This window comes from Mesorhizobium sp. M0306 (genome assembly GCF_040321655.1).
GTDB lineage: Bacteria > Pseudomonadota > Alphaproteobacteria > Rhizobiales > Rhizobiaceae > Mesorhizobium.
The window spans coordinates 47,983-54,972 of sequence record NZ_JAMYRY010000037.1 but is presented as its reverse complement, the minus strand read 5'-3'; the positions used below and the strand labels follow the sequence as shown (position 1 = coordinate 54,972).

Annotated in this window: 6 protein-coding genes; all 6 read left to right on the top strand. The window is 61.8% G+C overall.

Annotated elements, in window-relative coordinates:
- The first annotated feature begins 196 nt into the window (after positions 1-196).
- Entirely contained in the window at positions 197-919 is a 723-nt protein-coding gene (pyrH, locus tag NKI95_RS30415) for a UMP kinase (RefSeq protein ID WP_023674934.1), read from the top strand.
- Between the two features lie 97 nt (positions 920-1,016).
- On the top strand, positions 1,017-1,571 hold the full coding sequence (gene frr, locus NKI95_RS30410) for a ribosome recycling factor (protein WP_352721492.1): 555 nt from the start codon (positions 1,017-1,019) through the stop codon (positions 1,569-1,571).
- A gap of 32 nt (positions 1,572-1,603) precedes the next feature.
- Positions 1,604-2,326, top strand: a complete 723-nt coding sequence (locus tag NKI95_RS30405; RefSeq protein ID WP_023674936.1) for an isoprenyl transferase — start codon at positions 1,604-1,606, stop codon at positions 2,324-2,326.
- Between the two features lie 3 nt (positions 2,327-2,329).
- A complete protein-coding gene (locus tag NKI95_RS30400) occupies positions 2,330-3,163 on the top strand; it encodes a phosphatidate cytidylyltransferase (protein WP_352721490.1) in 834 nt (277 codons plus the stop codon).
- 105 nt (positions 3,164-3,268) lie between these two features.
- Positions 3,269-4,411 (top strand): RIP metalloprotease RseP, encoded by a 1,143-nt coding sequence (gene rseP, locus NKI95_RS30395; RefSeq protein WP_352492015.1) that lies wholly within the window; start codon positions 3,269-3,271, stop codon positions 4,409-4,411.
- Positions 4,412-4,628: 217 nt separating this feature from the next.
- The gene (gene bamA / locus NKI95_RS30390; protein ID WP_352721488.1) at positions 4,629-6,983 is read left to right on the top strand and encodes an outer membrane protein assembly factor BamA; all 2,355 of its coding nucleotides are present in this window, start codon (positions 4,629-4,631) and stop codon (positions 6,981-6,983) included.
- Positions 6,984-6,990: the final 7 nt, after the last annotated feature.

Below are 6,990 nucleotides of genomic sequence, written 5' to 3'. Positions count from 1 at the left end.
GGCAACCCGTCCATTTGAGCCGCCGCCGCTGCCCCCCCCGCCCAGTTGGCGGGGGTTGAGCCGCCGCTACACCGGCCCCCCTACCCCAAATTCCCCGGGGGGCCCGGGTGCACCCGGGGGGCCCCCTTCGTGTATCGGAACGCCCAGTGTTTCGGGGCGCACCGAAACGCGTCACACGCACGATGACGAGGACCAGATGACGGTGAAGCCCCTCTACCGACGTGTCTTGCTGAAAGCATCGGGCGAAGCGTTGATGGGCGAGCAGCATTTCGGCATCGACGTATCGGTGGTCGACCGCATCGCCGCCGACATCGCCGAGGCCCGCGCACTGGGCATCGAAGTCGGTGTCGTCATCGGCGGCGGCAACATCTTCCGTGGCGTCGCGGTTGCCTCGAAGGGCGGCGACCGTGTTACCGGCGACCATATGGGCATGCTCGCCACCGTCATAAACTCGCTGGCGCTGCGCACCTCGCTCAACAAGATCGGCGTCGACGCCGTGGTGCTGTCGGCGATCGCTATGCCCGAGCTTTGCGAAAGTTTTTCGCAGCGTCAGGCGACCGCCTACATGAACCAGGGCAAGGTCGTTATCTTCGCCGGCGGCACCGGCAATCCGTTCTTCACCACCGATTCGGCTGCAGCCCTTCGCGCCGCCGAGATCGGCGCCGATGCTCTGTTCAAGGGCACCCAGGTCGACGGAGTCTATTCGGCTGATCCCAAGAAGGACCCGCACGCGACACGTTTCGAGCGGATCAGCCATGACGAAGTCATCAAACGCGGGCTTTCGATCATGGATACGGCGGCGATTGCACTTGCGCGCGAAAACAACATTCCGATAATCGTCTATTCGATCCACGAGAAGGGTGGTTTCGGCGATATCCTGAGGGGCGGCGGCCGTTGCACGGTTGTAGCAGACGATTGACCGGACCCATGAACCCGAAAGGGACCGGTTGCGGATGAGGCTCGAACAGGGCTTACCCTAAGCAGTGAACCCGGGTTAACGGGTCGAGGAGACGATGATGAGTGGCGAATACGACGATCTCAAACGGCGCATGGACGGGGCGATCGCCGCGTTCAAGCATGATCTGGCTTCGCTGCGCACGGGCCGCGCGTCGAGCAACCTGCTCGATGCCGTCCAGGTGCAGGCCTATGGCACCACCATGCCGATCAACCAGGTGGCAACAGTGTCGGTGCCGGAACCGCGCATGATTTCGGTTTCGATCTGGGACAAGTTTATGGTCAGCGCCGTCGACCGCGCCATCCGTGAAGCCAATCTCGGCTTCAATCCTATCGTCGACGGTACCAATCTCAGGATTCCGCTGCCCGAGCTCAACGAACAGCGCCGCAAGGAGCTGGTCAAGATCTCGCACGGTTATGCCGAGAATGCCCGCGTCGCCGTGCGTCACGTTCGCCGGGACGGGATGGACTTTCTGAAAAAGGCAGAAAAGGACGGCGACATCAGTGAGGACGACCATCGCAAACGGGCCGACCAGGTTCAGAAACTGACCGACGAGACAATCAGCACCATCGACCACCTGCTTTCCGATAAGGAAGCGGAAATCATGCAGGTCTAGGGTCTGGCCACGGCTGGCCCGGAAGCGAGAATATGGCAACGCCCGCGCATGTCGCGATCATCATGGACGGAAACGGACGCTGGGCCAAGGCGCGCGGCTTGCCGCGGCTGGCCGGTCACCGCGCCGGCGTCGAGGCGCTGCGCAAGACAGTGCGCGCCGCCCCCGGCCTCGGCATCTCCTTCCTGACGGTCTATGCTTTTTCATCGGAAAACTGGTCACGGCCGAAATCCGAAGTCAGCGACCTCATGGGCCTGCTGAAGCTTTTCATCCGACGTGACCTCGCCGAGCTGCACCAGAGTGGGGTGCGGATCAGGGTCATCGGTGACAGGGCAGGGCTGCAGCCCGACATAAGGGGCCTGCTCGAGGAAGCCGAAACGCTCACTCTCAGCAACGAGGCGCTGACACTGGTCATTGCCTTCAATTACGGCGGGCGCGACGAGATCGTGCGCACTGCGCGCAAGCTCGCAGCGGCGGTGGCGCGCGGTGAGATCGAGAGCGAGGCGATCACGGCCGATTCCTTTGCCAGCTCGCTCGATACAGAGGGCATTCCGGATCCGGAACTGGTCATCCGCACCAGCGGCGAGCTTCGGCTGTCCAATTTCCTGTTGTGGCAGGCAGCCTATAGCGAGCTCGTTTTCCTGCCTTGCTACTGGCCCGACTTCAGTCGCGAGCACCTGTCCGATGCACTGCGCGATTTCGCCGGCCGCGAGCGCCGCTTCGGTGGACTTGCCGCCCAAGATGTCGCCTCAGGCTGAGGAATGAGCAACCTTCAGCTCCGGGTCATTTCGGCCGTCGTGCTTGCCATCGTCACGCTTGGCCTGACCTGGCTCGGCGGACTGCCCTTCCGGTTGCTTTGCGCTGCCATGGCGGCGGGGATCTTCTACGAGTGGACGCGGATGAGCCGCCCCGTTGCCCCGGCAGGTGCTAATGCTACGGCAGGTCTCGGCTTTCTGCCCGAGGCGCTGATCGTGGTCTTTATTGGTGCCCTCGTCGCCAGCCTGCCTGCGTCTTTGCTGCTGCCGCTCGTCGCGGCTCTGGTTGCTGTCGCTGCCGTCGCGGCTTTCATGCGCAGGGCAGGACCGTGGGAAGCATCCGGCCTGGCCTATGCGGCCGCGTCCGGCCTGTCGCTGGCTTTGCTGCGCGACGGCGACCTTTCCGGGCTGCTAGCCATTCTGTTCCTATTCGCCGTGGTTTGGGCGACCGATATTTTTGCCTATTTCGTCGGCCGCTCCGTCGGCGGCCCAAGGCTGGCGCCGTCGATCTCGCCGGGCAAGACGCGGAGCGGGGCGCTCGGTGGGGTGGTCGGCGGCGTAGTGGCCGGGCTGCTTCTGGCCGCCGTAGCCGGAACGGGCAACCTCGTCGTGCTTGGCGTGGTCGCACTGGTACTTTCGATCGTCGCGCAGGCCGGCGATCTGTTCGAATCATGGGTCAAGCGACGCCACGGCCGTAAAGATTCCGGCACGCTGATACCCGGCCACGGCGGCATCATGGACCGGGTCGATGGGCTTGTCGCGGCGGCTTTCGCCCTATACGTCATCGGCTGGATTGCCGCGACCGCCGATCATCCGGCACAGGGGCTGTTTCCGGTTTGAGCGGCATCGTCGGTGGGCCGGGCGCGGGGCTGCGTCATGGATTCGCCTGGATTGATGTCACAGTCGCGGCGTGATCTGTGCCGTGGATGAATTTGAGGGCATGAATTGAACGAGATTCTTCACGCGGTTTTCAGCACAGAGGGCTTTGTCCTCGGCACGCTGGTGCCTTTCCTGTTCGTGCTGACCGTGGTCGTTTTTGTCCACGAAATGGGCCATTACCTCGTCGGGCGTTGGTGCGGTATCGGCGCAAAAGCTTTCTCGATCGGTTTCGGCCCTGAGATCATAGGCTTCAACGATAGCCGCGGCACGCGCTGGAAGCTTTGCGCCATACCGCTCGGCGGCTACGTCAAGTTCGTCGGCGACATGAACGCGACATCGAGCCAGCCCAGCTCGGAGGAGATCGAGGCGCTGAGCGATGAAGAACGCAAGGTTGCCTTCCACACGCAGCCGATCTGGAAGCGGGCGGCGACCGTCGTGGCGGGGCCGCTGTTCAACTTCCTGCTGACGATCGCCGTCTTTGCCGTGCTATTTTCCGTCCATGGCCGGCCCGTGCTGGAGCCGATGGTGGCTGAGGTCACCGTCGGCAGTCCGGCCGCCGCGGCCGGCATCATGCCCGGCGACCGATTCGTCAGCGTCGACGGCAGCAAGGTCGAGACCTTTGCCGACGTCCAGCGTCTGGTTTCCGGCCGCGCCGGCGACAGCATCACCTTCGTCATGCTACGCGGCGGCAAGGAAATCACCGTCACGGCGACGCCGCGCTTGATGGAACAACAAGACGCACTGGGCAACAAGGTCCAGGTGGCCGTGATCGGCGTCGTCAACAACAAGGAACTCGGCCAGCCACGGCTGATCACCTATAGTCCGGCCGGGGCGGTCGGGGCAGCGGTCCAGGAAACCGGACACGTCATCCAGCGTACCGGCCAGTTCCTGCAACGTTTCGTTGTCGGTCGCGAGGACAAGTGCCAGCTGGGCGGCCCCATCAAGATCGCCAAGATGTCGGGTCAGGCGGCAAAGCTTGGCTTTGAATGGCTCGTGCAGCTTGTTGCATTCCTGTCAGTCGGGATAGGGATTCTCAACCTTTTGCCGATTCCCCCCCTCGACGGAGGGCATCTTCTGTTCTACGGCGTGGAGGCTGTCATCCGGCGGCCGGTGTCCGAACGCATGATGGAAATGGCTTACCGAAGCGGCCTCATATTGGTGCTCGGGTTCATGGGCTTTGTTTTCTGGAACGATCTGTTTGGGTGCTGAAATCATGAAGGAATTTGGCTTCGGCACGAGCAATGTTGAGACGCCGTTTACCATGCGTGGGGATATGCGTGACGCGAAAGCCACGCCGCAGGGTTAAGTAAATACAAATTAACCAGAAGCCTTGCGTGTAGGGAAAATCCGGTTAATACGGTAGGGGAAATTACCGCACGTCCGGTTTTCTCGCCGTGGGGACTTCGAGAAAAGGTACAAAAGCCCGATGAAGGCAGCATCCAAGTTTCTGAGCGCCGCGTCCGCGGTGGCTATGTCCGCCGCTCTGGTTGTACCAGGCGCGCTCGCAGTGCAGTTCGTTGCCACATCGGCCGCCGAGGCGGCTGTCGTCTCCAGAGTCGAAGTCACCGGCAATCAGCGTGTCGACGCGGACACCATCCGCAATTACGTGACGATCAAGCCCGGCAAGGCGTTTTCCAGTTCGGACATTGACGATGCGGTCAAGGCGCTGTTCGGCACCGGGCTGTTTTCGGACGTGCAGATCAACCAGGTTGGATCGACGCTGGTCATCAAGGTGTCCGAATACCAGGTCGTCAACCAGGTGCTGTTCCAGGGCAACAAGAAGCTCAAGGACAACGCGCTTGAAGCCGCGGTGCAGTTGAAGCCGCGCGGCACCTTCTCGCAACAGCAGCTCGACGCCGATGTCGAGGCGGTCAAGGCCGCATACCGGCGTATCGGCCGCGACGACGCCGCCGTGACCACCCAGATCATGGATCTCGGCGACAACCGCGTAAACGTGGTCTTCAACATCAACGAAGGCGGCCGCACCCAGATCGCAGCGATCAATTTCGTCGGCAACAGCGCCTATTCGAGCCGCCGGCTGTCGGACATTATCTCCACCAAGCGCTCGTCCTTCCTTTCGTTCGTGCTGCGCGACGACGTTTATGACGAGGACAAGCTGCGCGCCGACCAGGAGCTGCTGCGCCGCTTCTATTACAATCACGGCTATGCGGACTTCCAGGTCGTCTCGGCCGTCGGCGAACTCGACGACACCACCAACAAATACACCGTCACCATCACGGTGCAGGAGGGCGAGCGTTATACGTTCGGGGATGTCAGCGTCGAAAGCACGATCCCCGAGGTCGACAGCAAGTCGCTTGAATCAGTAGTCGAGACCCACAAGGGCGATGTCTACAACGCCAAGAACGTCGAGGACACGATCATCGCGCTGACCGAGAAGGTGGCTGGGTCCGGCTATGCCTTCGCCCAGGTGACGCCGCGCGGCGACCGCAACTTCGAGAACCACACGATCTCGGTCGTCTATACGGTCGACCAGGGTACCAAGGCCTATATCGAGCGCATCGAGATTCGCGGCAACGATCGGACTCGCGACTACGTCATTCGCCGCGAGTTCGATGTCAGCGAAGGTGACGCTTTCAATCAGGTCCTCATCCAGCGCGCGAAGAGGCGGCTGGAAGCGCTCGATTATTTTGAGAAAGTCGAAATCTCTACCGTTCCGGGTTCTGAGCCGGACCAGGTTGTGCTGGTGGTCGACGTGGTCGAGAAATCGACCGGTGAGTTCACCGTCGGCGCCGGTTATTCGAGCGGCGGTGAAACGTCAGGTCCGTCCGTCGAAGGCTCCATCAGTGAGCGCAACTTCCTCGGTCGCGGCCAATTCATCAAGGTGGCGGCGGGCGGTGGCAAGAACTCGCGCGACTACAGCTTCTCTTTCACCGAACCCTATTTCCTCGGACGCCGCATCGCGGCCGGCTTCGACATCTACAAGCAAAGCCGAAACTACGACCATTACGACAGCGACACGACAGGCGCGACCGTTCGCTTCGGCCTGCCGATCACCGACAATATCTCGACGCAGCTGGCGTATAACATCGCGCAAGAGAAGTACGAGTTCGACAAGGGCTGCGACCCATCGGCCGGTTGCGACGTGTCCCAGGCGATCCAAAACGGCGTCAACGAGAGCCCATGGCTCAAGTCTTCGGTCAGTCTCGGCCTGATCTACAATACGATCGATGACATGAAGAACCCGCATGACGGTATCTATGCCAATGTCGGCACGGAAGTGGCAGGCCTCGGCGGCGACGCCAAGTTCATCAAGGTTACGGCGCGCGGCAGCATCTATCAGACGCTGTCCGAACAATTGGATCTGGTGGGCCTCATTTCGGGCGGCGCCGGTCATGTCCAAGGGTATGGCAACGGCGATCTGCGCGTCTTCGACCATTTCCAGAGCAGCGACCGTATGATCCGCGGCTTCGAATACGGCGGCATCGGCCCGGTTGCTTCGGACAACAGCAATGACCATCTCGGCGGCACCACCTACTTCAATGCCTCGGCGGAAGCGCAGTTCCCGCTGCCGGTCATCCCCGAAAGCTTCGGTTTGCGTGGCGCTGTGTTCGCCGATGCGGCAACGCTCTACGGCAGCAAAATCGCAAGTGGCCTTGTCAATTCTTCGACAACCGGCATGGAATGGCGCGCTTCCGTCGGTGTCGGTTTGATGTGGGCATCGCCTTTCGGCCCGATCCGCATCGACTATGCGATCCCGGTCAAGAAGGAAAAGACCGACGACGTGCAGGAATTCAACTTCGGCATATCGACCCGCTTCTGATGCGTGG